The 21950-nt window shown below is 74.4% G+C and carries 17 protein-coding genes; all 17 read left to right on the top strand.

The window, feature by feature from the left end; translation table 11 throughout:
* The 17 genes from ACWDRB_RS26535 to ACWDRB_RS26455 all read left to right on the top strand — a co-directional run bounded on the left by ACWDRB_RS26535 (window position 1) and on the right by ACWDRB_RS26455 (window position 21905).
* Entirely contained in the window at window positions 1-639 is a 639-nt protein-coding gene (locus ACWDRB_RS26535; RefSeq protein ID WP_363971148.1) for a hypothetical protein, read from the top strand.
* Window positions 636-1334, top strand: coding sequence for a hypothetical protein (locus ACWDRB_RS26530; RefSeq protein ID WP_449897868.1), 699 nt, complete (start codon window positions 636-638; stop codon window positions 1332-1334). Before ACWDRB_RS26535 ends, ACWDRB_RS26530 begins: the two co-directional genes overlap by 4 nt.
* On the top strand, window positions 1331-2518 hold the full coding sequence (locus ACWDRB_RS26525; protein ID WP_449897866.1) for a DUF4255 domain-containing protein: 1188 nt from the start codon (window positions 1331-1333) through the stop codon (window positions 2516-2518). The genes ACWDRB_RS26530 and ACWDRB_RS26525 overlap by 4 nt, the downstream gene beginning before the upstream one ends.
* Window positions 2515-4611 (top strand): ATP-binding protein, encoded by a 2097-nt coding sequence (locus ACWDRB_RS26520; RefSeq protein WP_449897864.1) that lies wholly within the window; start codon window positions 2515-2517, stop codon window positions 4609-4611. The genes ACWDRB_RS26525 and ACWDRB_RS26520 overlap by 4 nt, the downstream gene beginning before the upstream one ends.
* Complete coding sequence (locus tag ACWDRB_RS26515) at window positions 4608-4841, top strand: hypothetical protein (RefSeq protein WP_449897862.1); 234 nt, start codon at window positions 4608-4610, stop codon at window positions 4839-4841. Before ACWDRB_RS26520 ends, ACWDRB_RS26515 begins: the two co-directional genes overlap by 4 nt.
* A complete protein-coding gene (locus tag ACWDRB_RS26510; RefSeq protein WP_449897860.1) occupies window positions 4838-5518 on the top strand; it encodes a hypothetical protein in 681 nt (226 codons plus the stop codon). Before ACWDRB_RS26515 ends, ACWDRB_RS26510 begins: the two co-directional genes overlap by 4 nt.
* Window positions 5518-5832, top strand: a complete 315-nt coding sequence (locus tag ACWDRB_RS26505; RefSeq protein WP_449897858.1) for a hypothetical protein — start codon at window positions 5518-5520, stop codon at window positions 5830-5832. The genes ACWDRB_RS26510 and ACWDRB_RS26505 overlap by 1 nt, the downstream gene beginning before the upstream one ends.
* Window positions 5822-6931 (top strand): hypothetical protein, encoded by a 1110-nt coding sequence (locus ACWDRB_RS26500; RefSeq protein ID WP_449897856.1) that lies wholly within the window; start codon window positions 5822-5824, stop codon window positions 6929-6931. The genes ACWDRB_RS26505 and ACWDRB_RS26500 overlap by 11 nt, the downstream gene beginning before the upstream one ends.
* 9 nt (window positions 6932-6940) lie before the next feature.
* Entirely contained in the window at window positions 6941-7528 is a 588-nt protein-coding gene (locus ACWDRB_RS26495; RefSeq protein ID WP_350727532.1) for a phage baseplate assembly protein V, read from the top strand.
* Between the two features lie 14 nt (window positions 7529-7542).
* Window positions 7543-7887 (top strand): hypothetical protein, encoded by a 345-nt coding sequence (locus ACWDRB_RS26490; protein WP_449897854.1) that lies wholly within the window; start codon window positions 7543-7545, stop codon window positions 7885-7887.
* The gene (locus tag ACWDRB_RS26485; protein WP_357745506.1) at window positions 7884-8252 is read left to right on the top strand and encodes a GPW/gp25 family protein; all 369 of its coding nucleotides are present in this window, start codon (window positions 7884-7886) and stop codon (window positions 8250-8252) included. Before ACWDRB_RS26490 ends, ACWDRB_RS26485 begins: the two co-directional genes overlap by 4 nt.
* A complete protein-coding gene (locus tag ACWDRB_RS26480) occupies window positions 8249-10840 on the top strand; it encodes a putative baseplate assembly protein (protein ID WP_449897851.1) in 2592 nt (863 codons plus the stop codon). The genes ACWDRB_RS26485 and ACWDRB_RS26480 overlap by 4 nt, the downstream gene beginning before the upstream one ends.
* Window positions 10841-10918: 78 nt before the next feature.
* Complete coding sequence (locus ACWDRB_RS26475; RefSeq protein ID WP_449897849.1) at window positions 10919-13420, top strand: putative baseplate assembly protein; 2502 nt, start codon at window positions 10919-10921, stop codon at window positions 13418-13420.
* Window positions 13417-15483, top strand: a complete 2067-nt coding sequence (locus ACWDRB_RS26470) for a phage tail protein (RefSeq protein WP_449897846.1) — start codon at window positions 13417-13419, stop codon at window positions 15481-15483. The genes ACWDRB_RS26475 and ACWDRB_RS26470 overlap by 4 nt, the downstream gene beginning before the upstream one ends.
* Before the next feature lie 10 nt (window positions 15484-15493).
* The gene (locus ACWDRB_RS26465) at window positions 15494-16816 is read left to right on the top strand and encodes a DUF6519 domain-containing protein (RefSeq protein WP_449897844.1); all 1323 of its coding nucleotides are present in this window, start codon (window positions 15494-15496) and stop codon (window positions 16814-16816) included.
* A gap of 2 nt (window positions 16817-16818) precedes the next feature.
* Window positions 16819-20946, top strand: coding sequence for an eCIS core domain-containing protein (locus ACWDRB_RS26460; RefSeq protein ID WP_449897842.1), 4128 nt, complete (start codon window positions 16819-16821; stop codon window positions 20944-20946).
* Window positions 20947-21200: 254 nt separating this feature from the next.
* Window positions 21201-21905 (top strand): AfsR/SARP family transcriptional regulator, encoded by a 705-nt coding sequence (locus ACWDRB_RS26455; protein WP_449897840.1) that lies wholly within the window; start codon window positions 21201-21203, stop codon window positions 21903-21905.
* The last annotated feature ends 45 nt before the right edge of the window (window positions 21906-21950 follow it).

Raw genomic sequence — 21950 nt, 5'->3', positions numbered from 1 at the left:
GTGACAGTGGTGGCCGGTGCTGCTGAGCTGCTCGACGCGTGGGAGGCGGGCTGGGACCGCACGCCGCTGGAGCGGGGCCTCGCCCTGCTCGCGGCCGGTACGGGCCGCACCCCCGGCGAGCTGGCCCACCTGACCGTCGGGCAGCGCGACCGGGCTCTGTTCGAGCTGCGCGCCGCGCTGTTCGGCTCCAGCCTGGACGGCGTGTCCACGTGCCCGGAGTGCGGCACGGACGTGGAGGTCTCCTTCGACCAGGAGCAACTGCTCGACCCGCCATCCTCGGCGCCGTGCCGGCTGCCCACCAGCGCCGACGTCGCCGCCGCGCTGTCCGAGCGCGACCCGTGCGAAGCCCTCGTCGGCCGCTGCTCCGAAGCGGAGGACATCGAGAAGACGGCCGCGGCCTGGGCCGCGGCCGACCCGTTGGTGGACGTCGAGCTGTGCCTGGCGTGCCCCGACTGCGGGCTGGAGTGGGCCGAGTCCTTCGACATCGTCAGCTACCTGTGGTCGGAGCTGGACGGCTGGTGCCGCAGGACCCTGCTGGAGGTGCACGACCTGGCCGCCGCCTACGGCTGGACCGAGCCGCAGGTCCTCGCGCTGAGCGCCTGGCGGCGGCAGTGCTACCTGGGGCTGGTGAGATCGTGAGCGGCCTGGTCCAGCGGCTGATCGCGCGCAGCCGCGAACCGGTGACCGGCATCCGCCCCCGCCCGGCCTCGCTGTACGAGGAGCAGCCGCCGATGAGCCGCGCCCAGGCCGAACCGCCCGCCTTCTCCGACGTGCCGGACCCCGCCCCTGCCGCCCGGCCGCCCGCCGTCCCCGCGACAAGACTCCGACGGCCCGCGGCGGAGGAGACGGAGGCGTACGAGGAGCCCGAGATCGACGTGGAACGGTCCCCGCGCGCCCCCGCGGAAGCCGGCCGCGAGCGGACCTCGGCGGCCCCGCCGGTGCCGTCCGCGACCAGGCCCGATGTGGTGGACCCGGCCGTCGCGGCCCGGACGCCGCGCGCCGGGCGCCGCACCCCCGCCACCCCGCCGCGGCCGCACGCCCTCGCTCATCAGCCGGACTCGCCGCTCCCCGACATCGCCGAAGCCAGGCGCGCGGCGGGCGCCCCGCTGCTGCGGGTGGCCGCGGGCCCCGTGCTCGCCGCGCCGGCGCGGCCCTCGCCCGGCCAGGCGGCACAGGACGCCCCCGCGCCCTCGGTGGTCGAGATCTCGATCGGGCGGCTCGAGGTACGCGCCCCGCAGGCCCAGGCCGCCCCGCAGGCCAAGCCGCCGCGCAAGGACCACGCCTCGGTGCTCCAGGCGTACCTGCGCGGCCGGAGCAAGGGGGAGCTGGCATGAGCAACTCCCTCGCCATCGCCGCCGTGACCGCCGCGCTGCGCGCCAGGATCTTCAACCGGCTCGGCGGCCCGCAGGTGACCATCGTTCCGCCGGACCGCGCGCCCGACGAGGTCAACGGCGACCACGTGAACCTGTTCCTGTACCGCACCGACATGCACCCCTCCTTCCGCAACGCCGACCCGCCGGGCGCGCCGCCCGGGGAGTCGCCCAGGCCGCTGCTCCCGCTGGTCCTGCACTACCTGCTGGCCGCCTACAGCACCGACGAGGGCACCGCCCACGAGCTGCTCGGCGCCGCGATGCTGGCCCTGCACGACACCCCGATCCTGCCGGGGGCGGAGATCCGGGCCGCCACGGCGATCCCGCTGCCCGGCAGCGACCTGCACCTGCAGCTCGAGAACGTGAAGGTCAGCTTCGAGTCGCTGAGTCAGGACGACATCGCCAAGATGTGGACCGCGTTCGCCACGCCGTACCGGGTCTCGGCGTCCTACCAGGTCTCGGCGGTGCTCATCGACAACCCCGCGCCCGGCGCCGCGCCGCTGCCCGTGCTCAAGCGCGGCCCCGACGGCAGGTCGCCGGTCGCCCACCCGGACGCCGCCTCGCCTTTCCCCGCGGTCACCGGCATCCTCTACGGCGTGCCGGGGAGCCCGGTCGCGCTGCCCGGCGAGACCGTCACGCTGAGCGTCCGCAACCTCCCCGCGGGCGCCCTCGTGGCCCACCTGCGTCATCTGCGGGTGCCGGCCACGGCCGAGGTCCACCTCCCGTCTCCGGGAACCGAGGAGGTCGCCGTCGCGCTGCCCGCCACCGGGCTGCCCGCGGGACCGTGGGCGATCTCCCTGACGCCCGCGTCCGGCGGGGTGCCCACCAACGAGGTCCCCCTGGCCGTCGCCCCCGAGATCATCGCCCTCGCCGCCACCCCGGCCGGCGGCACCCCGGCCAGGACCACGGTGACCGCGACCGTCGCCGATCCGGTGCTGGTCGGCCAGCAGGCGGCCGTCCTCGTGGGCGGCCTGCACCTGCCGGTGCCCCTGCTGACCGCCGGCACCGGCACGCTCTCGGTCGTCGCCGCGATCCCGCTGGGCACGTACAAGGTCCGCGTCCGCGTGGACGGCGTCGACACCGACATCGTCGACCGGGCCACGGGCGCCTTCAAGACCGGCCCCACGGCAGAGGTGGTGATCCCATGACCGACGCGCCCGCCTGGGAGCAGGCCAACGGCGCCTACCTGAAGGCGTCCCTCGACTGGCTGGCCGTCCGGCTCGCCGGCCTCACCCCGCAACCCCCGAGTCCCGCCCAGCGGTCTGAGCCGGAGCCGCTGGAGACGAGGAAGGGCTGGCGCAGGACCCGTGACCGCTCCGGCGAGGCCCCCCGCACCACGGCCGCCGCGCCTCTCACCCGCAACGCGCCAGAGGGAGAGACCGCGGCGCAGGCGATGGCGGGCGCGCGGGAGGCGGCGGCTCGGGCGATGGCGGGCCTCGGGGCGCCCGCCCTGGTGCAGATCGCCGAGCGGCTGGGGCTGAGCGACTTCGAACGGGACGTGCTGCTGCTGTGCGCCGCCCCCGCGATCGAGCCCGGCATCACCGCGCTGATCGCCGCGGCACAGGGGGATCCGGCCCCCACCTTCGCCCTGGCGCTGCGCCTGTTCGACGACGCCCGCTGGGACGTGCTCTCGCCCGAGCGGGGCCTGCGGTTCTGGCGGCTGGTGGAGCCCGTGGGCGCGGGAGCCCAGCCGCTGGCCGTGGTGCCGCTGCGGGCCGACGACCGGATCGTCGACCTGATCAGAGGGCTCAACCGGCTCGACGAGCGGCTGACGGGGCTGGTCGAGCACCGCCCCGACCCGGCGGCGGGCCTCGGGCTGCCCCGCTCGTCGCAGGCCGCGGCGGACGCCCTGGTCGGCGCGGCGCTGACCGACACGCCCGACGGCCGCTTCCCGGTGATCCAGTTGCTCGGCGGCGACGAGCCGAGCTGCGAGCTGGTCGCCGTACGGGCCATGGCGCTGCTCAACCGCGAGCTGTACCACCTGCCGGTCGGCGCGCTCGTGGCGGCGGGGGCGGACCAGGACCTGGTGGCCAGGCTGTGGCAGCGCGAAAGCCTGCTGCTGCCGATGGCGCTGCTGCTCGACGCCGTGGACGCCGACCTGGCCGACCCCGCCACGGCCGCGGCGTTGCGGCGCTTCCTGTCCCAGGTGGGCGGGCTCGTCCTGCTGGCGACGCGCGAGGTGTGGCCGGTCACCGACCGGGCCACGTCGGTGATCGACGTCGGCCGGCCGACCCTCGCCGAGCAGGCCGAGCTGTGGGCGGCCGCGACCGGGCTGCCCCTGGAGGGGGCGCCGCGCACGCTGGCCGGCCAGTTCCGGCTGAGCGTGCCCGCCGTCCATCGCATCGCCACCGCCCTGCGGCCCGTGCTCGACGCCCCCGACGGGCGGGCGCGCCTGTGGGCGGCCTGCCGCAGCTCGGCCAGGCCGAGGCTGGAGGCCCTGGCCCAGCGCACGGTGCCGCAGGCCAGGTGGGAGGACCTGGTGCTGCCCGGCGAGCAGACGGACCTGCTGCGCGGGCTCGTCGCGCAGGTACGGCACCGCGCCACGGTCATGTCCACCTGGGGGTACGGGGAGCGCAGGGCACGCGGCAACGGGGTCACCGCGCTGTTCAGCGGCCCCAGCGGGACGGGCAAGACGTTCGCGGCCGAGGTGCTCGCCCACGAGCTCGGCCAGGACCTCTACCGCGTCGACCTGTCGGCCGTGGTCAACAAGTACATCGGCGAGACCGAGAAGAACCTGCGCAGGGTCTTCGACGCGGCGGAGGACGGCGGCGCGCTGCTGCTGTTCGACGAGGCCGACGCGCTGTTCGGGCGCCGCAGCGAGGTGCGTGACAGCCACGACCGCTACGCCAACATCGAGGTCAGCTACCTGCTCCAGCGGATGGAGGCCTACGAGGGGGTGGCGGTGCTGGCCACCAACCTGCGTGCCGCGCTGGACCCGGCCTTCCTGCGGCGGCTGCGGTTCGTCGTCGACTTCCCGATGCCGGGACGGGAGGAGCGCAGACGGCTGTGGTCGGCGGCCTTTCCCGCGGGTGTGCCGCTCGGCGGCCTCGACCTCGACGCGCTGGTGGACCTGCCGGTCACGGGCGCCGCCGTACAGGCGATCGCGCTGGGCGCCGCGTTCCTCGCCGCGGACGCCGGCGAGCCCGTCGACACCGCGACGGTGCTCACGGCGGCGCGGGCGGAGTTCCGCAAACTGGGCCTGCCGCTGACGGTCCCGCACCCCGAGCGGGTGGGCCGGTGACGCGCATCGTGCTGCACATCGACAGGGTCGTGCTGGACTCGGCGGGCCTCTCCCGGCAGGAGCTCATCGACGCTCTGGCCGAGGCCGTCCGGCGGGATCTGGCGGACGGGCCCACTCGACAGGCCGCCCGGCGGCGGTTGAGCGTGGACGCCGCCGACGGCTCCACGCCGGGGCTGGCACAGGCCGTCGTCGGCGGGATCCAGGGACTGGCGGGAGGCGGGCAGCGGTGAGCGCGCAGTTCGCACCGGGGACGCCCGTGGTGCCGAGGGGCGGGCTCGTCCTGCTCGACCCCGCCAACGGCGCGGTGCTCAGGGTCATCACCCTGCAGTACAACCCGGACACCATCACCCGCACGCTCCAGCCCCAGGGCGTGGGCGCCGAACCCGGCGACCGCAGCGAGGCGCTGCGGCTGCGCGGCCCCGCGCACGAGACCATCAAGCTCGAGGCGGAGCTCGACGCGACGACGCAGCTCGAAGACCCCTTCGCGCCGGGCAACGACGCCGTCGCCGCGTACGGCCTGCTGCCCGTCCTGGCCACGCTGGACCTGCTGGTGAACCCGACGGCCGACGCCCTGATCGCGCAGGACGAGGCGGCCCGCAAGGGCGCCTTCGAGATCGTCCCCGCCGAGTCGCCGCTGACGGTCTTCGTGTGGAGCCGCGAGCGCGTGGTGCCGGTCAGGCTCACCGAGTTCACCGTCACGGAGGAGGCGTTCGACTCCAACCTCAACCCGATCAGGGCCAAGGTGTCGCTGTCGATGCGCATCCTCACCGTCGACGACCTGGGGTTCACCCACCGGGGGAGCGGCCTGTTCATCGGCCACCAGCGGCGCCGCGAGCAGCTCGCCGCGCTGCACCCGTCCGACCAGCTGCGCACCCTCGGCCTCGACGGCCCGCCAGGAGGCACCTGATGTTCACCGCGACCAGTCGCTACCAGGGGATCGAGATCGCCACCCACCGGCCGGAGGGCGGGGAGCCGATCCCGTACGTGCGCCGAAGGTTCCTGCCGGACCGGCGCACGCTCACCGTGATCGCCGTGCACGTGGTGCGCGACGGCGACCGCCTGGACCGGATCGCCGCGCTGCACCTCGACGACCCCGAGCGCTTCTGGCAGATCGCGGACGCCAACCCGGTGCTCGACCCCGCCGACCTCACCACCCGCCCGGGACGGCGGCTCGACGTCGCGCTGCCCACCGCGACCATCGGGAGCCCGCATGGCTTCTGAGCTGCTGCTGTCGCTCAGGCTCGGCGCGGTGCGGGCCGAGCGGGTGCCGCGCGAGGTCGTGGACGCGCTGCTGTCGGTGCAGGTGAGCGAGGGTGTGGGCCAGCCGGGCGGGTTCCGGCTGTCGTTCGGCATGGGCAAGCGGTCGCTGCTGTTCCGCGAGTTGCTGCCCTCGGGGGCGCTCGACCCGCCGGCCAGGGCGCAGATCGTCGTGACGATCAGAGGCCAGGCCACCGTGCTGATGGACGGCGTCGTCACCCGGCACGAGGTGACCCCGTCCGCCGAACCCGGCCAGGCGCGGCTCACGCTCACCGGCGAGGACGTCTCCCGGATGATGGACATCGTCGACTTCACTGGCGTGCCGTACATAGGTCTGCCGCCAGAGGTGCGGGTTGCCCTGATCTGCGCCAAATACCCGATGTATGGGCTCGTCCCGAAGATCGTGCCGAGCGTCAAGCTGATCACCCCGAACCCGATGGAGTCGATCCCCGCGCAGCAGGGCACCGACCTGGCCTACGTCAAGGCGCTCGCGGCGCAGGTCGGCTACCAGTTCTACGTCGAGCCGGGGCCGGACCCCGGGGTCAACTACGCGTACTGGGGGCCGCTGGTCAAGGCCGGGCCGCCACAGCCCACTCTGTGGGCCAACGCCGACGCGACCACCAACGTCGAGACGCTGACGTTCACCTTCGACGGGTTCTCCGCGACGCAGTACGTGGCGCTGGTCCAGGATCCGGTCACCAAGTTCCCCGTTCCCGTCCCGATCCCGGACATCACCCCGGTCAACCCGCCGATGGGCGCCCGCAAGCCGCTGCCGCTGAAGGCGTCGGTGGTCAGGGGCCTGGCCAAGCTGTCCCCCCTGGAGGCGGGGTTGGTCGCGCTGGCCAGGGCCGCCGACAGCTACGAGGTGATCAGCGGGCAGGGCACGCTGGACGTGCTGCGCTACGGCCAGCCGCTGCGCGCCCGCCGTCCCGTCACGGTGCGCGGCGCGAGCCTCGGCTACGACGGCACGTACTTCGTCAAGAGCGTCACCCACGACATCAAACGCGGCGGCTACACCCAGCAGTTCACCCTGACCCGCAACGCGTTCCTGCCCCTCTCCTAAGGACCTGCCATGAACATGGACGAGCTCGGCTATGTCGAGTCTCCCGGCTTCTTCGGCCCCGCCGAGCGCGAGGACGCCGAGCCGCCGGGCACCAGACGTTTCTACGGCAAGTACCGGGGCTCGGTGCTGAACAACATCGACCCTCTCGGCAAGGGACGGCTGCTGGTCAGCGTTCCCGACGTGCTCGGCGTGCTGCCGTCGACGTGGGCGATGCCGTGCGTGCCGCTGGCCGGGCTGCAGATGGGCTTCTTCGCCGTGCCGCCGCCCGGCGCCGGGGTCTGGGTGGAGTTCGAGCAGGGCAGCCCCGACAGCCCCATCTGGGTGGGTTTCTTCTGGGGGAGCCGGGAAGAGGCGCCCGCCACCGCCAAGCTGCTGCCCCCGGCGGCGCCCGCGCTCCTCATCGAGACCATCGGCAAGAGCAAGATCGCCCTGTCCGACACGCCGGTGGCCCCGATGAAGGGCAGCGGCGTGCTGCTGCAGTCCCAGTCGGCGGCCATCACGGTCGACACCTCGGGCGTGACCATCACCGCGCCGGCCATCAACCTCGTCGGGCTCGTCAACATCAACAACGGCGCGCTCGTCGTGAAGCCGGCCTGAGAGGGGTGCCGACGATGCCGGGTTTCCTCCTGACCGTCGCCTCGCAGGTGACCTGCCTGCACCAGGGCAAAGCCACGATCGTCCCCGGCCAGACCGTGGTGCTGGCCGGGGGCGCGCCGGTGGTGACCGTCGGCGACGTGGTCGCGGTGGCGGGCTGCTCGCTGTCGGGCGCGACCCCGCCGAGCCCCTGCGTCACCGTCGACTTCGCGCTGGCCGCCTCCACCCGGGTCTTCGTGCTCGGCAAGCCGGTCGTCCTGGAGCCCGCGGGGCCCGGCGCCGGTGTCAGCCAGTCGGCGGTCAAGGCCCCCCAGGGCACGCCGGTCATCACCTCGACGCAGCTCAGGGCGGCGGGATCATGAGCACTCACCTCGACTTCCCCTTCCACGTCGACGCGCACGGCCGGTCGGCCACCACCACGGACGAGGACCACGTGCGCGACATGGTCGAGCAGCTGCTGTTCACGATCCCGGGGGAGCGGGTCAACCGGCCCGACTTCGGCACCGGCGTCCTGCGGCTGGTCTTCGCCCCCAACAGCCCCGAACTGGCCGGGGCCGTCGAGTACACCCTCCAGGCCGCCCTGCAGCAGTGGCTGCCCGACGACCTGCGCGTCGAGCGCGTGGACGTGCGGGCCGAGGAGGGGGCGCTGCTGGTGTCGGTGGCGTACGTGCTGCTGCTGACCGGGGAGCTCAACTCGGTCACCGTCGAACGGAGGACCGGGCCATGACGGCCGACGAGGGCTGCCCGCCCCGCGCGCGGCGGGAACGGGACCGCGCCTGCGGATGGGGCGGCATCGCCGGCGTGCAGGTCGACAACGAGGCGCGCACGCTGCGGCTGCTGCTGTTCGGCAAGGCTCCCGAGCCCGTGCCGAAGGCGGACGACGTCGCCATCACCGGTCCTGGGCGCGTGGTGCGGGCCGTCCACGTCGAGGTGGTCGCCGCGCGGGCCGGTCGCTACGACGAGCTGGTCGTGCACCTCGACCGGCTCGGGGACCGCTCGCCGTACGAGGTGGAGCTGGCCTGCGCGCAGGACCTCGACCCCCGGCACGCCCGGGCCGCCTTCACCTTCACCGGCGACTGCGGCGAGGAGAGCGACTGCGGCGCGACGGCGCCCTGCCCGCCGGGCGAGGAGGACCGGGCGGTCATCGACTACCTGGCCAAGGACTACGCGAGCTTCCGGCGGCTCATCCTGGACCGGCTCGCGCTGACCTCCCCCGCCTGGACCGACCGGCAGATCCCCGACCTGGGCGTCACGCTGGTCGAGCTGCTCGCCTACATCGGCGACCAGCTCTCCTACCGCCAGGACGCGGTGGCCACCGAGGCGTACCTGGTCACAGCCCGGCTGCGCACGTCGGTGCGGCGGCACCTGCGGCTGGTCGACTACCGGATGCACGACGGCTGCAACGCGCGCACCTGGGTGCACCTGGAGGTCGAGGAGCCAGGGGTCCTGTACGCGGGCAGCTACCGGTTCGTGACGGCGGTTCCGGCGCTCGGCGGCCGCCCGATGGTCTCGGAGGGCGAGCTGCGCCGTCTGGCGCCCGGCGGCGGCTACCAGGTGTACGAACCCGTGCTGGAGCACGACGTGGCCGTCAGCCCCGCCCGTAACCGCATCCGGCTGTGGACCTGGGGCGGCGAGGAGTGCTGCCTGCCGCGGGGCGCGACGGCCGCGACGCTGGTGGACGGCTGGTGCGACGAGGAGCGGTCCGAGCGGCTGCTCGGCCTGTGCCCCGGCGACGTGGTGATCTTCGAGGAGGTACGCGGCCCGCTGACCGGGGTGCCGGGCGACGCGGACGTCACCCACCGCCAGGCCGTACGGCTGACCGAGGTCGAGGAGCTCGACGACCCGGTCTACGACCAGCCGTTGCTCCGGGTGAGCTGGGCGTGCGCCGACGCCCTGACGTTCGACCTGTGCCTGGCCGCCATCGGCGGCGAGGAGTGCTGCCTGTTCGAGGACGTGAGCGTGGCCAGGGCGAACGTGGTCCTCGTCGACCACGGCGCCACGGTGACCGGCACGCTGACCGTGCCCGAAGGGGAGCCCGGTCCCGTGCGGTGCGAAGGGCTCGGCCGCCCGGAGCGCGACCCCGTACGGGTGCGCTTCGAGCCCGTGCTGCCGCACGCGCCCCTCACCCGCCGGGCGCCCTACCCCGCTCCCGAGATCGTCGCGGCGGGCCAGGCCCTGACGCTGGCCCGCATCCCCACCGGCACCGCGCCCCGGCCCCGCCTGCTCGGCAGGCTGGCCAGGCTGATCGCCCAGGCCCGCCTCGGCCTGCCGCTGGACGCCGCCGACGCGGCCGAGGTGGCCGCCACCTGGGGTGCCGGCGCGGGGCTCGACCCCGCCGAGCCGGTCGCCGCGGGTCCCGCCGCCGCCGCGCTCACCCAGGACCCGCGTACGGCGCCGGCCCAGCTGTGGCTCACCTCCGACTGCGAGACGTGGACGGTGCGGGCCGACCTGATCGGCAGCGGCCCCGAGGACCGGCACGTCGTCGTCGAGGTGGACGACGAGGGCAGCTCGCACCTGCGCTTCGGCGACGGAAAGTACGGCCGCGGGGTCCGCCCCGGCCAGCGGTTCGAGCTGCGCCTGCGGGCCGGCAACGGGACGGCCGGCAACGTCGGCCCCGAGGCGGTGGCCCACCTGGTGGCCTCGTGCCCCATCGCGGTGCCCGTGACCGGCGTACGCAACCCGCTGGCCGCCACGGGCGGCATCGACCCCGAACCGGTCGCCGAAGCCCGCCTGCTCGGCCCCACCGCCTACCGGCACCGCCTGATACGGGCGGTCACCGCCGAGGACTACGCCACGATCGCCGCCGCCCAGCCCGGAGTCCAGAGCGCGGCCACCGACCTGGCCTGGACCGGCGGCTGGTACGAGGCCGACGTGGCGATCGACCCCCTGCGCGGCCGCTGCGGCGAGGGGTTCCCTCTGGAAGCGGTGCGGACCCGGCTGGAGCAGGTCCGGCGGATCGGGCACGACCTGCGGGCCGACCCGCCCCGGCTGGTCGCGGTCGACCTCGGGCTACGCGTCTGCCTGGCGGCGAACGCGCCCCGCTCGGCCGTCACCGTCGCGCTGCGGGCCCGGCTCGGCGACGCGCCGGGCGGCATGTTCGACCCCGACCGCCTCACCTTCGGCACCGGCCTGTACGTGAGCCGGATCCTGGCCGAGGCCATGGCCGTGCCGGGAGTGGTGTCGGCGAGCGTCGTCCGGCTGGCCCGCACGGTCTCCACCGGGCCGCCCGTGCCTCCCGGCGGCGCGCTCGCGTTCGGCCCGCTGGAGATCCCCTCGGCCGGGACGTTGACGCTGGATCTCGTGGGAGGGCGGTGAGCCGGTATGAGCTGCGGTGAAGCGGCGGGATGTTGCGGGCGGTGCGCTTCGGGGACACCGCTGCCGCCCGGAAAGGTGATGGCCAACCCGCCAGGAAGGTCGAGCCTGAGCGTCCGCGTGGGCACCCGGGCGGCGTTCCTGGCCAGGATGATCGGGAGGCTGGCCTCCTCCGACCATCCCGAGCTGGCCAGGCTCACCACGCGCGCCCCCGACGACCCCGCGCTGGCGCTGCTGGACGCGTGGGCCTGCGTCGGCGACGTGCTGACCTTCTACCAGGAACGCATCGCCGACGAGGGCTACCTCGCGACGGCCAAGGAGCGGCGCTCGCTGGTGGAGCTGGCCGCGCTCGTCGGCTACCGGCCCCGGCCCGGGCTGGCGGCGAGCGCCTGGCTGGCCTACACCCTCGACCCCGACCCCGCCGACCCGCTCGTGCGAGTGCCGGCGGGCGCCAGGGTGCAGAGTGTGCCCGACCCCGGCGCCAAGCCGCAGATCTTCGAGACGGCTGAGGAGCTGGTGGCCCGCTCGTCGTGGGGCGCGCTGCCGCCCAGGCTGCGCCGCCCGACGCGGCTGACCCGCTGCCGCGTGGCCTCCCTGCGGGTGGTGCACGTCGAAGGGATCGCGACCGGGCTCGCGCCCAACGACCGCCTGCTCTTCCACTTCACCGACGGATCGCCCCTGCTGAGGATCGTCGAGTCGGCGGAGACCGATCTGGACGCGCAGGTGACCGCCGCCAGGCTCCAGCTGTCCCCGGCCGGGGTGGCCGAGGACGGCGACGAGGAGGCGGAGTTCGTCCGGCTGGAGGTCCTGCGGGCCAAGGCGGCCACGTTCGGCTCCGCGGCCCCGCTCCCGCCCGCGACATCCGGCGGGGTGATCGGCGAGGTCGCCGCGGACGACCCCGACTGGGAGCTCGACGAGGGCCTGTACGACTCCGACGCGGGCGCGCGCACCCTGCTGCCGCTCGACGCCGACTATCCGCGCATCCTCCCGGGAAGCTGGATCGTGGTGGTCTCCGGCGGCGGCCTCGTGAACGTCAACCTCGTGAAAGAGGTGCGCACGCTGGGCCTGGCCCGCTACGGCATCTCCGGCAGGGTGACCGCGCTCGTGCTGGTGGCGCCCTGGTTCCCCGAGGAGCACGGCGACGCCGGGCGCTCCCTGTCCGAGCTGCGCGGCTACACCTTCTACGTCCAGGCCGAGCCTCTCGCCCTGGCCGACGAGCCCATCACGGGGCCCGTCGAGGGCGGCTCGATCGACCTCGGCGTGGTGATCGAGGACCTGCCGACCGGCCGCACGATCGTCGTGTCCGGGATGCCGCAGGACGCGGGCCCGCTCACCCCGCCGAGCGGCGAGGTCGCGCGGGTCATCGGCACCCGGCGGGTCTCCTCGTCGGGGAGCGTGCCGGATCACACCGTGCTGGACCTCGCGGCCCCGCTGCGCGGCAGCTACCGCCGCTCCACCGTCACCGTCTGGGCCAACGTCGTGCGCGCCACGAACGGCGAGACGAAGCTCGAACCCGGGGCGGGCAGCGGCGACGCCGGCGCGGCCGGCCAGCGCTTCACCCTGGGCCAGCAGCCGCTGACGTACATCGCCACGCCCGACGCCGACGGCGCCGAGGCGGAGCTGATCGTCAGGGTGGGCGGCATCGCCTGGCACGAGGTCCCCGAGCTGGCCTGGGCGGGGCCGTCCGAGCGGGCCTACCAGCTGAGCGTGGACGCCGCGGGCGGCGCGACCGTCGAGTTCGGCGACGGCAGGCGCGGATCGCGGCTGCCCACCGGCACCGGCAACGTGGCCTTCACCTACCGCGTGGGCATCGGCAGGGCGGGCAACGTGCGCGCCGGGCAGCTCAGCCAGCTGCAGACCAAGCCGCTGGGCATCAGCGCGGTGATCAACCCGCTGCGCGCGAGCGGCGGCACCGACCACGACGCGGACCCGGCGCTGCGCGGCCGGGCACCGCTGCCCACGCTGGCCATGGACCGGCTGGTGGGCCTGCGCGACTACGCGGACTTCACCCTGGCCCGCGCGGGTGTCGGCAAGGCCGCGGCGACCCGCCTGAGCGCGGGCGGCAGGGAACTGGTCCACGTGACGGTGGCGGGCGTGGACGACGCGCCGATCGAGCCGGACTCCGACCTGCTGCGCGGCCTGCTCGCGGCCTGCCGCCGCTACGGCGACCCCGGCGTGCCGGTCGCCGCGGCGCCGCGCACGCTGTGGAACGTCGTCCTGGAGGCGAACGTGTGGATCGCCGCCGACCGCGCCCCCGACCTGGTCGGCCCGCAGGCCCGCGCGGCCCTGGAGTCGGCGTTCGGGTTCGACGCGCGCGCTCTCGGGCGCAGCCTGTACCTGTCCGAGGTCGTCGCGGAGCTCCAGCGCGTGCCCGGCGTCGCGTTCGCCGACGTCGTACGGCTGGGCGCCATCCTCGGCACGACCGCCCCCGAGGCCGCCGCGGTCACCGGCGTGGCCGAACGGATACCCGCGAGACCGGCCAGGACCCGGGCCGACGGCGTCCACATCGACCCCGCCGAGCTCGTCCTGATCACACCTGGCCTGGACGGGTTCGTCGTCCTGCACGTGGAGGTGGCCCGATGACCCGTGACGAGCTGGCCGCGCTGCTGCCCGCCATCCACCGCAGCAGGGACGAGGAGCGGGGCCACCCGCTGCGGGCGCTGCTGCGGATCATCGAGGAGCAGGTACACGTCATCGAGGACGACCTCGACACCTGGTACGCCAACTGGTTCGTCGAGACCTGCGACGAGTGGATCGTGCCGTACATCGCGGCCCTGGTCGGCATCGACAGGGAGGGCGTCTCCCGCGCCGAGGTGGCGGACGCGATGGCCGTACGCCGCCGCAAGGGCACCGCCGCCGCGCTGGAACAGCTCGCCTTCGACGTCGCGGGCCGGCCCGCGCGGGCGGTGGAGACGTACCGGATGCTGGTGCGCGACCAGCACCTCCGGCACCTGCGGCCGGACCGGCCGGCCACCTTCGACGTGCGCGACCTCGTCGCCTGCGAGCGCGTCGGCGGCCCCTTCGACACCGCCCCCAGGCTGCCCGACGTGCGCCGGATCAACAGCGAGCTGACCCGGGGACTGCCCAACATCCCCAGCCTGGCGCTGTACGTGTGGTGGCTGCTGTCCTTCCCCGTCACCCGGGCCCCGGCGTTCTGCGTCGACCAGCGCTACAGCCGCTACCTGGTCAACGTGCTGGGCATCGACACCCAGCTGTTCGCCCCACAGGGGACGGGACCGAAGGCCGCCCACCTGTCGGGACCCGCCGACCTACCGCAGCCGATCGGCCGCGAGGAGTTCGCCGCGGCCGTGACCGAGTACTACGGCCCGGGCCGCGCCCTGCGGATCTGGCGCGACAGCCTGGACAACCCCGTCCCCGCGAGCCGGATCGTCGGCGCCGACCTGAGCGACTGGCGCTACCGGCCCCAGCCGGGCCAGGTGGTCGTGGACCCGGTGCTGGGCAGGATCGCCTTCCCGCCGGACGAGGCGCCGGAGGAGGGGGTGTGGGTGAGCTGGTGCTACGGCTTCAGCGAGCGCATGGGCGGCGGCGCCTACGCCAGGGCGACCGCTCCCGTCGGCGAGCGCCGCCGGTACGTCGTCGGCGGTGACGGGTTCGGCTCGATCACCGCCGCGCTCCGGCAGTGGCAGGAGGACAAGGAGGCCGACCCGTCGCTGCACGACGCGCTCGTGGAGATCGTCGACTCGGCCGACTACACCGAGGCGCTCTGCGTCGAGCTGGGCCTGGACGACCGGCTGGAGCTGCGGGCGGCGTCATACCAGCGGCCGGTCATCAGGCTGCTCAACCAGCGGGCCAACAGGTTCGACGCGCTCTTGGTGCGCGCCCGCTCCAAGACCCCGCCGCCGGGCGGCGCCGCCGACTGCCCGCCGCCCTCCGCGCGCCGCCCCCGCCTGCTCCTCGACGGGCTCGTGATCTCGGGCCGCAGCGTCGACATCACGGGACAGGTGGGCGAGGTGACGATCAGGCACTGCACCCTCGTGCCCGGCTGGGAGCTGGACGACCGGTGCGAGCCCCGCCACGGCGAGGAGCCGTCGATCGAGCTGCGCCGCACCACCGCCCGCCTGCGCGTCGAACGGTCGATCGTCGGCACGATCCTCGTCGACCAGGACGAGACCGCGGGCGAGCCGCTCATCGTCGAGGCGTACGACTCGATCATCGACGCGACCGGCCGCGAGCCGGCCGCGGTGACGGGCGTGGACGCCAGGAACGCCTACGCCGACCTGACCCTGCGCCGCTGCACCGTGCTCGGCCAGGTGCGCGTCTACCTGCTCAGGCTCGCCGAGGACAGCATCGTGACCGGCTGCGTGCACGTGGCCAGGCGCGACGCCGGCTGCGCGCGCTACTCCTACGTCTCCTACGCCTGCCACGGCGGCCCGCCCCGCTACCGGTGCCCGCCCGATTCGGACAACCGGCTGCGGCCCAGGTTCACCAGCGTCAGGTACGGCACGCCCGGCTACTGCAGGCTGCACGAGACCTGTGCCGACGCCATCCGCACAGGAGCGGAGGACGGCGCCGAGATGGGCGCCTTCCACGACCTGTTCGAGGCGCGCAGACTCGCCAACCTCGTCGACCACCTGGACGGGTTCGTCCCCCTCGGTGTCGATGCAGCCGTCATCAACGCCACCTAGGGAGACCGCTGTGCACGGAGACTTCTCCAACATCACCTTCTCGCCGGAGCGCGGCTACTCCGCGGTCTTCGACCTGCAGGGCAGGGTCGGCCTGGACGCCAACCGCAACGAGCAGACCGCGCTCCTGCTGCACCAGCTGCGCGGCGCGCTGGCCGACCTGATGGGCCCCCACGCCGGGCCGGCGGGCCCCGGACTGGGCTTCGCCGTCGGCGACCCGGCCGTGGCGGACTTCACCATCGGGGCGGGCCGCTATTACGTGAACGGCATCGGCGTCGAGAACCCGGCCGAGACCACCTACGCCAAGCAGCCGCACGCCGTGCTGGACGTCGCGGGCGCCGACCGCCTGCCCAAGGGCAGGTACCTGGTCTACCTGAAGGTCTGGGAGCGGCACGTCACCGAGGTGGAGGACCCCACGCTGCACGAGCCCGCGCTCGGCCCGCACCACCCCGACACCGGCAGCCGCGCGCAGGTGGTCTGGCAGGTGCGCGCCGTGCCCGTGCCGACCGGTGACATGTCGGTGGAGACCTGGGTCGCCGACTGGATCGCCGCCGCCGAGTCGGCGGAGCACCGGGGAGTGCTCCAGGTACGGGCCACGCGCCCGCACGAGGCCGACGACGACCCGTGCACCGCGCCGTCCGACGCGGGGTACACCGGGGAGAACCAGCTCTACCGGGTGGAGATCCGCAGCGGCGGCACCGCCCGGGAAGGGGCGAGCTTCGCCTGGTCGCGGGACAACGGCTCGGTGATCTATCCGATCCTGGCGAGCGACGGGCCCGTGGTCCAGGTGAGCAGCCTGGGCCGCGACCGGCACACCGCGCTGGAGGTCGGCCAGTGGGTGGAGGCCGTGGACGACGCCGTCTCGCTGCGCCGCGAGCTGGGCTGGCCGCGTCCGGCCGCGCCGCTGCGGCAGGTGGTCGACGTGGACGTGGACCTGTCGACCGTGACCTTGGACGCTCCGCCGCCCGCGATCGACCGGCGCCGCCACCCGTACCTGCGGCGCTGGGACCACACGCCGCCCGGCAAGTCCCCCGACGGGGCCGTCCCGGTGACCGAGGCGCAGGCGGCCAGGAAGGACGCGGGGTGGATCCCGCTGGAGCGGGGCGTCGAGGTGCGTTTCCTCACCGGCGAGCGCGGCAACCCGCACCGCTACCGTACGGGCGACTACTGGGTCTTCCCCGCGCGCCGCACGCTGGGCGACGTCATCTGGCACCATCCCCAGGGCCGCGGCCCGCACGGCGTGGCCTACCACTACGCGCCGCTGGCCGTCGTCGAGGGCGACGGGGTCACCGGTTGGCGGACGTCGTTCGCGCTGCCGCTCACGCACGGACTGTGACCATGGCGGCCGGCGACCGACGTGCCGAACCCGCGCGGGCCTCGGCGCCCGTCCCCGCCGCGGCCCGCAGGGAGCTGGCGCGCAGGGGCGAGCCGCTGGACCGGGTGACGCGGACGGCCATGGAGCAGCGGTTCGGGCAGGACCTCAGCCAGGTCAGGGTGCACTCCGACGGCTCGGCCGGGAGATCGGCGCGCGAGCTGGGCGCCCGCGCGTACACGGTCGGCGAGCGGATCGTCTTCGGCCCCGGCAGGTTCGCGCCGCACACCCCCGACGGCAGGCACCTGCTCGCCCACGAGCTGGCCCACGTCATCCAGCAGCGCGGCGGCGCGGGCCCGCGGCCGACCCGCCACGCCGGGCTCGAGGCCGCGGCCCACGCGGCGGCCGACGCGGTGGCGCACGAGAGCGGGCCAGAGAGCGGCCCAGAGAGCGGCCCAGAGAGCGGCTACGTGGCCGTCGGCGGCAGCGCGTCGATCGGGCTGGCCATGGCTGAGGAGACGGGCGGCCCCGCGAGCCCGGAGGACGTCGCGGCGTTCGCCCGGCTGCGGGAGTACCAGGACGCCGCCGACCTGCGGGCGACCGAGCTGATGGAGGGGGTCGTCCGGAAGAGCCTCGTCCGGTGGGAGGCGGGCCAGGAGGCGAAGGCCGCCAAGGCGGAGAAGGAGGGCAAGCCGCTGCCGGTGGACCAGCGCACCCCTGAGGAGCGTCGCGAGGCGGCCGAGGGCTCCATCCGGGGGGACGTCACCGTCACCGTCGGCTACGCCGTGGACGAGGAAGGCAACCTGCACGAGCTCGTCACCACCACCAAAGGCAGCCGCCGCAAGCTCGTCGACCTGGGGCCGGGGGAGACGTGGGTCAAGGCCGTCCGCCTGAAGAAACAGCAGCCGGAGGCTCCCGATCTCAAGGTCGTACCGGCCGAACCCGCCGAAACGGCCCCGGCCGCCAAGCTCGCCCCTTCGCCTGCCCCCGCCCCTTCACCGGCTCCCGCTCCCGTGCCGGTGCCCGCGCCGGGGTCGGCGCTCGCGCACGCCCACGAGCCCGAGTCCGAACCGGTGCCGCAGTCGGGAGTGGTGCCGAAGTCCGAGCCGGTTCCTCTGTCGGGGGTGGTGCCGAAGACCGCTCCGGTGTCCCAGCCGGGGCCGCATCTCGTCGACCAGCATGAGGGCGGGACCGCCGAAGGGGAGGCGTCGGAGCCGGACGAGCCGAAGCGCAAGCGCACGGCGGAGCAGGCGCGCAAGGACGCGGAGGCGAGGCTGGTCGCCCACGCGGCCAAGCACAAGCTCAAGCTGATAGCGGTCGGCGCCAGCTCCCTGATCTGCCCGCACTGCGCGGCCAAGCTCGGGCTGGCCGGCGCCACCGTCGGCACCGGCCGGGCCAAGGACCCGCTCCGCGAGCACGTCCCCGCGAACCTCTCCCCGGCGCTGGAGGCCATCAAGAAGCTCCCGCCCAAGCCGTCGAGGCCCGAACCGGTCGTCGAGCAGCGTCGCCCGGCGCACCCACAGCCGGCCCCGGCCCCGCCCCCGGCGCCGCCGCGGCGCAGGATCGTGACCCTCCCGATCCCGGCCGATGCGGACGACGGGATCCTCCAGCAGGCCCAGGCCCAGCCGAAGGCGCCCAAGGCCAAGCCGAAACCGGAAGCTCCTCAGCAGGCCCCCGCTCCCAAACCGGCCAAAACCCCGGCACCCACCACGGCACCGAAAGCTCCTACTACCCCCGCGCCGACCCCGCCCCCTGGTACGGCGCCGAAAGCGTCCGCGGCCCCCGCGCCCGGGGTCCGGGCTCCCTCCAAGGGGGCCCCTGAGGCCACGTCCAAGAGCACGACAGGAACGACGGTGGCACGGAACGAGGGCAGCCTGACCCTCACCCGGAGCAAGGACACCAGCACGGGGACGTTCGACGAGGAGGGCAGGCTCCAGCAGGGGACCCGGACCGGCCGCCAGGCGAGCGCCGGGGTCGTCGCCGGTCCCGAGGGGTTCGGCGGGCAGGGGGCCGCGAGCGCCCAGCGGACCACCGCGTACGGCAACGGCTTCACCACCACCAGGTCCGTCGCCGGCAACGCCCGCGTGGTGGTGAAGGCCACGCGGGTGGAGGCGACGGAGCCGCCGGCGTACCAGCTCATGGTGACCGTCACGATCGGCGCGACCGGCACGGTGGGCGGCGGGGCGGGCGGCGGAGCGGGACGGAAGGGCACGGCGAGCGCGTCGCTGTCGGTCGCGGGGTCGGTGACCGGGACGTTCGTCCACCGGTTCAGCCAGGAGGAGACCAAGCGCTACCTCGGGGACCTGGCCCGCGACGGGTCGGGCGGCGCGGAGCAGGAGCTGCGGGTCGTCAATCTCGTCGCGCGCGGCAGCGTCGACGACGCGCGGCAGCTGCTCACCACCCTGGCGGCCCCGCTGTCGGCCGCCGAGGCGGCCAAGCTCGGCGAGGGCGACCAGGCGAGCCTGGAGGCCAAGAAGGGCGTCGGCGGCTCGCTCGGCGTGACCGGCGCGGGCAGATCGCCGGTCGGCGCCGAGGTCTCCTACAGCAGGAGCAGGTCGCTCAAGCGCACGGTGGCGCGCAGGGGCGGGGGGGTGCTCGTCACGGTCGAGGTGGTGTCGGAGACCGCGAAGTCCATCGGCGCGTCCGGCTCGTCGGGAGCCGTGAGCGCCGGCCTCAGCTACGGCAGGACGACGTCGGAGGCCAGGGCGGTCACCTTCCGCCTGAACCCCGGCGACCCGGACTACCAGACCAGGTTCGACCGGATCCTCGCGGTCGACGGCGCGGCCGAACTGACCGCCCTGGCCGCCGCTGACCCCACCCGGGTGGCCGGTACGGAGTCCGGCACCGGCTGGTCGAGCACGCTGACCCCCAAGGGGGGCGTCGCGGGGCTGGAGGCGTCGATCTCGACCACCCATTCCTTCGCGGAGAAGACGGTCGTCGACGAGACGGGCACACACAAGCTGTTCGCGGGGGCGACGGGCGGCGCGCTCACGGCCGGAGCGGCCTCGGGCCCGCAGCTCGAGTACCGGACCGAGCAGGCCGTCACCGCCGCCGTCGGTCCCGGCAACAAGGCCACGGGTGACGTCAGCACCACGACCTCGGAGACCGACCTGGGGGCCTCGGCCCGCGCGCTGGCCTCCGCCGCCGACCAGTCGCCCGTCGCCGGCTCGCTCAAACTGGCCACCGGCGGCAGCAAGCTGCTGCAGTCCCGCACCGAGGTGATCGGGATGAAGCTGTCGGACGACGACTTCGCGACCATCGCGTCCACCTCCCGGGAACCCGGCAGGTGGAACCACGCCTTCCGCGGCCGGATCGCGAGCTTCCAGGACTGGCAGCGCCTCGGCCGCAGGATCGCCGCCGGCGGCGGGGACAGGGAGGAGATGAGCCGCGCGCTCGCCGAGTACGCGAGCGGCAACGACGGCGCGTCCGACGCCGTGCAGGCGGTGGTCCGGCCGCAGGGCCAGGCCGAGGGCGGCGTGCGCTACGACTGGCCGGCCGAGCTGGCCAAGGAGCGTGAGGCGTTCGAGACGATCGTGGTGGGCGACCGGGTCGCCCAGCTCAAGGCCCGCGCCGCGGCCGGGGCCTTCGAGGAGGCCCAGGCGGGCCTGAAGGCCGACAACCTCAGGCTCGACAAGGCCGCCAGAGCCATCACGGCCGCCTCCGAGCAGTTCACCGACGTGGCGGCGGTGGCCGAGATGCTGCGCAGGATCGGCGACAGGCAGACGGAGATCCGCGGCGAGCTGCGCAAGCTCAAAGCGGCACGGGCGCCCGCGTCCGCGCCCGCGCAGAAGGAGACGGTGGGACCTCCGCCCGCGCCCGCTCCTGACGCCGAAGCGGTGGAGGAGCGCAACGCCAAGCTCCGGAGTCTGATCCCCGCCATGCTGACGCTGCGCGACCAGGAGAGGGCGGTCTTCGCCGAGGTGCGCAAGGAGCTCGAGCATCCGCCGTGGTACCGGGGCCCGGACGTCATCTCCGTCATCCAGGCGCTCAACAAGCTCAAGCCGGTCTACACGCAGTGGGACCCGCTGGTCGACAGGCTTCGCGAGGTCTTCCGCGAACGCGGCGAGGACGGGTCGCGCGCCGACGCGTACGCCCCCGACCGCAAGACCTACGAGACGCTGCGCCGCCACCCGGAACTGACCAAATACGGCTGAGCCACGTGCTTTTCGATATCGCTTGGAATAAACGGCTAATGGGATTTTCGACAGTTTCAACGTGATTTTATCGGCCGCCTGAATGTAGCTCAAAAGCCCAGCTCATGACCATCGGGCTCACGAAAAGTTACGCCCTATTGACAGATCATCTGCGGACGACATAAAACCCAGAGGGATCTGTTCGTGCAGAGGAGGGGCGCCCGATGGACAGCACTTCTGCTGTCGCGGCGTACGATGCACGGCCGGAGGGGTCGGTGAGCCTGCGTCTGCTGGGCACCTTCGAGGTGTCGGCATGCGCTGAAACGGGCGGTGCACGGTGGGGCGAGCTCCCGCACAGCGCTCGGCGGCTGGTCGCCTTTCTCGGCCTGCACGGCACCGCGACCCGTGACTTCGCCGCAGGCAGCCTGTGGCCCGACTCCAGCGAGGCCCGCGCGCAGGCCGACCTCCGCACCACCCTCTGGCGGGCCGGCCGGGCCTGCCCGGGGCTGATCGTCACGGGCGGCCCGGCCATGCGGCTGGACCCGCGGGTCTCGGTCGACGTCGACGAGTTGCAGGCGCTGAGCCGGCGGCTGCACGTGCGGCGACCGGCGCAGGCCGAGGACGACGGCTCGTGGGTGCCGCCGCGCGGCGTGCTGCTGCCCGGCTGGTACGACGAGTGGGTCGTCGCCGTCCGCGAGCGCGTCCGTCAGCTCCAGTTGCACACCCTGGAGGCCATGGCCGAACGGCAGCTCGCCCAGGGCGCCTACGGTCGCGCACTGGACCTCGCGCTGGCTGCCGTCGAGTACGAGCCGCTGCGCGAGAGCTCCCAGCGCCTGGTCGTCCGCATCCACCTCGCCGAGGGCAACCTGGTGGAGGCGGTGCGCGCCGTGCACGCGTTCACGGAGCTGCTGTGGCGGGAGATCAAGGTCCGGCCCAGCCCCGAGTTCACGGGCCTGGTCGAGCTTCGGGCGCCGAGCTGACCGCGCTCAGGCGGCCGGCTCTCCCCCGGCACACGCCGTACCGGG

The sequence above is a fragment of the Nonomuraea sp. NPDC003707 genome (genome assembly GCF_053587055.1).
This window is presented reverse-complemented; position numbering and strand designations above follow the sequence as displayed.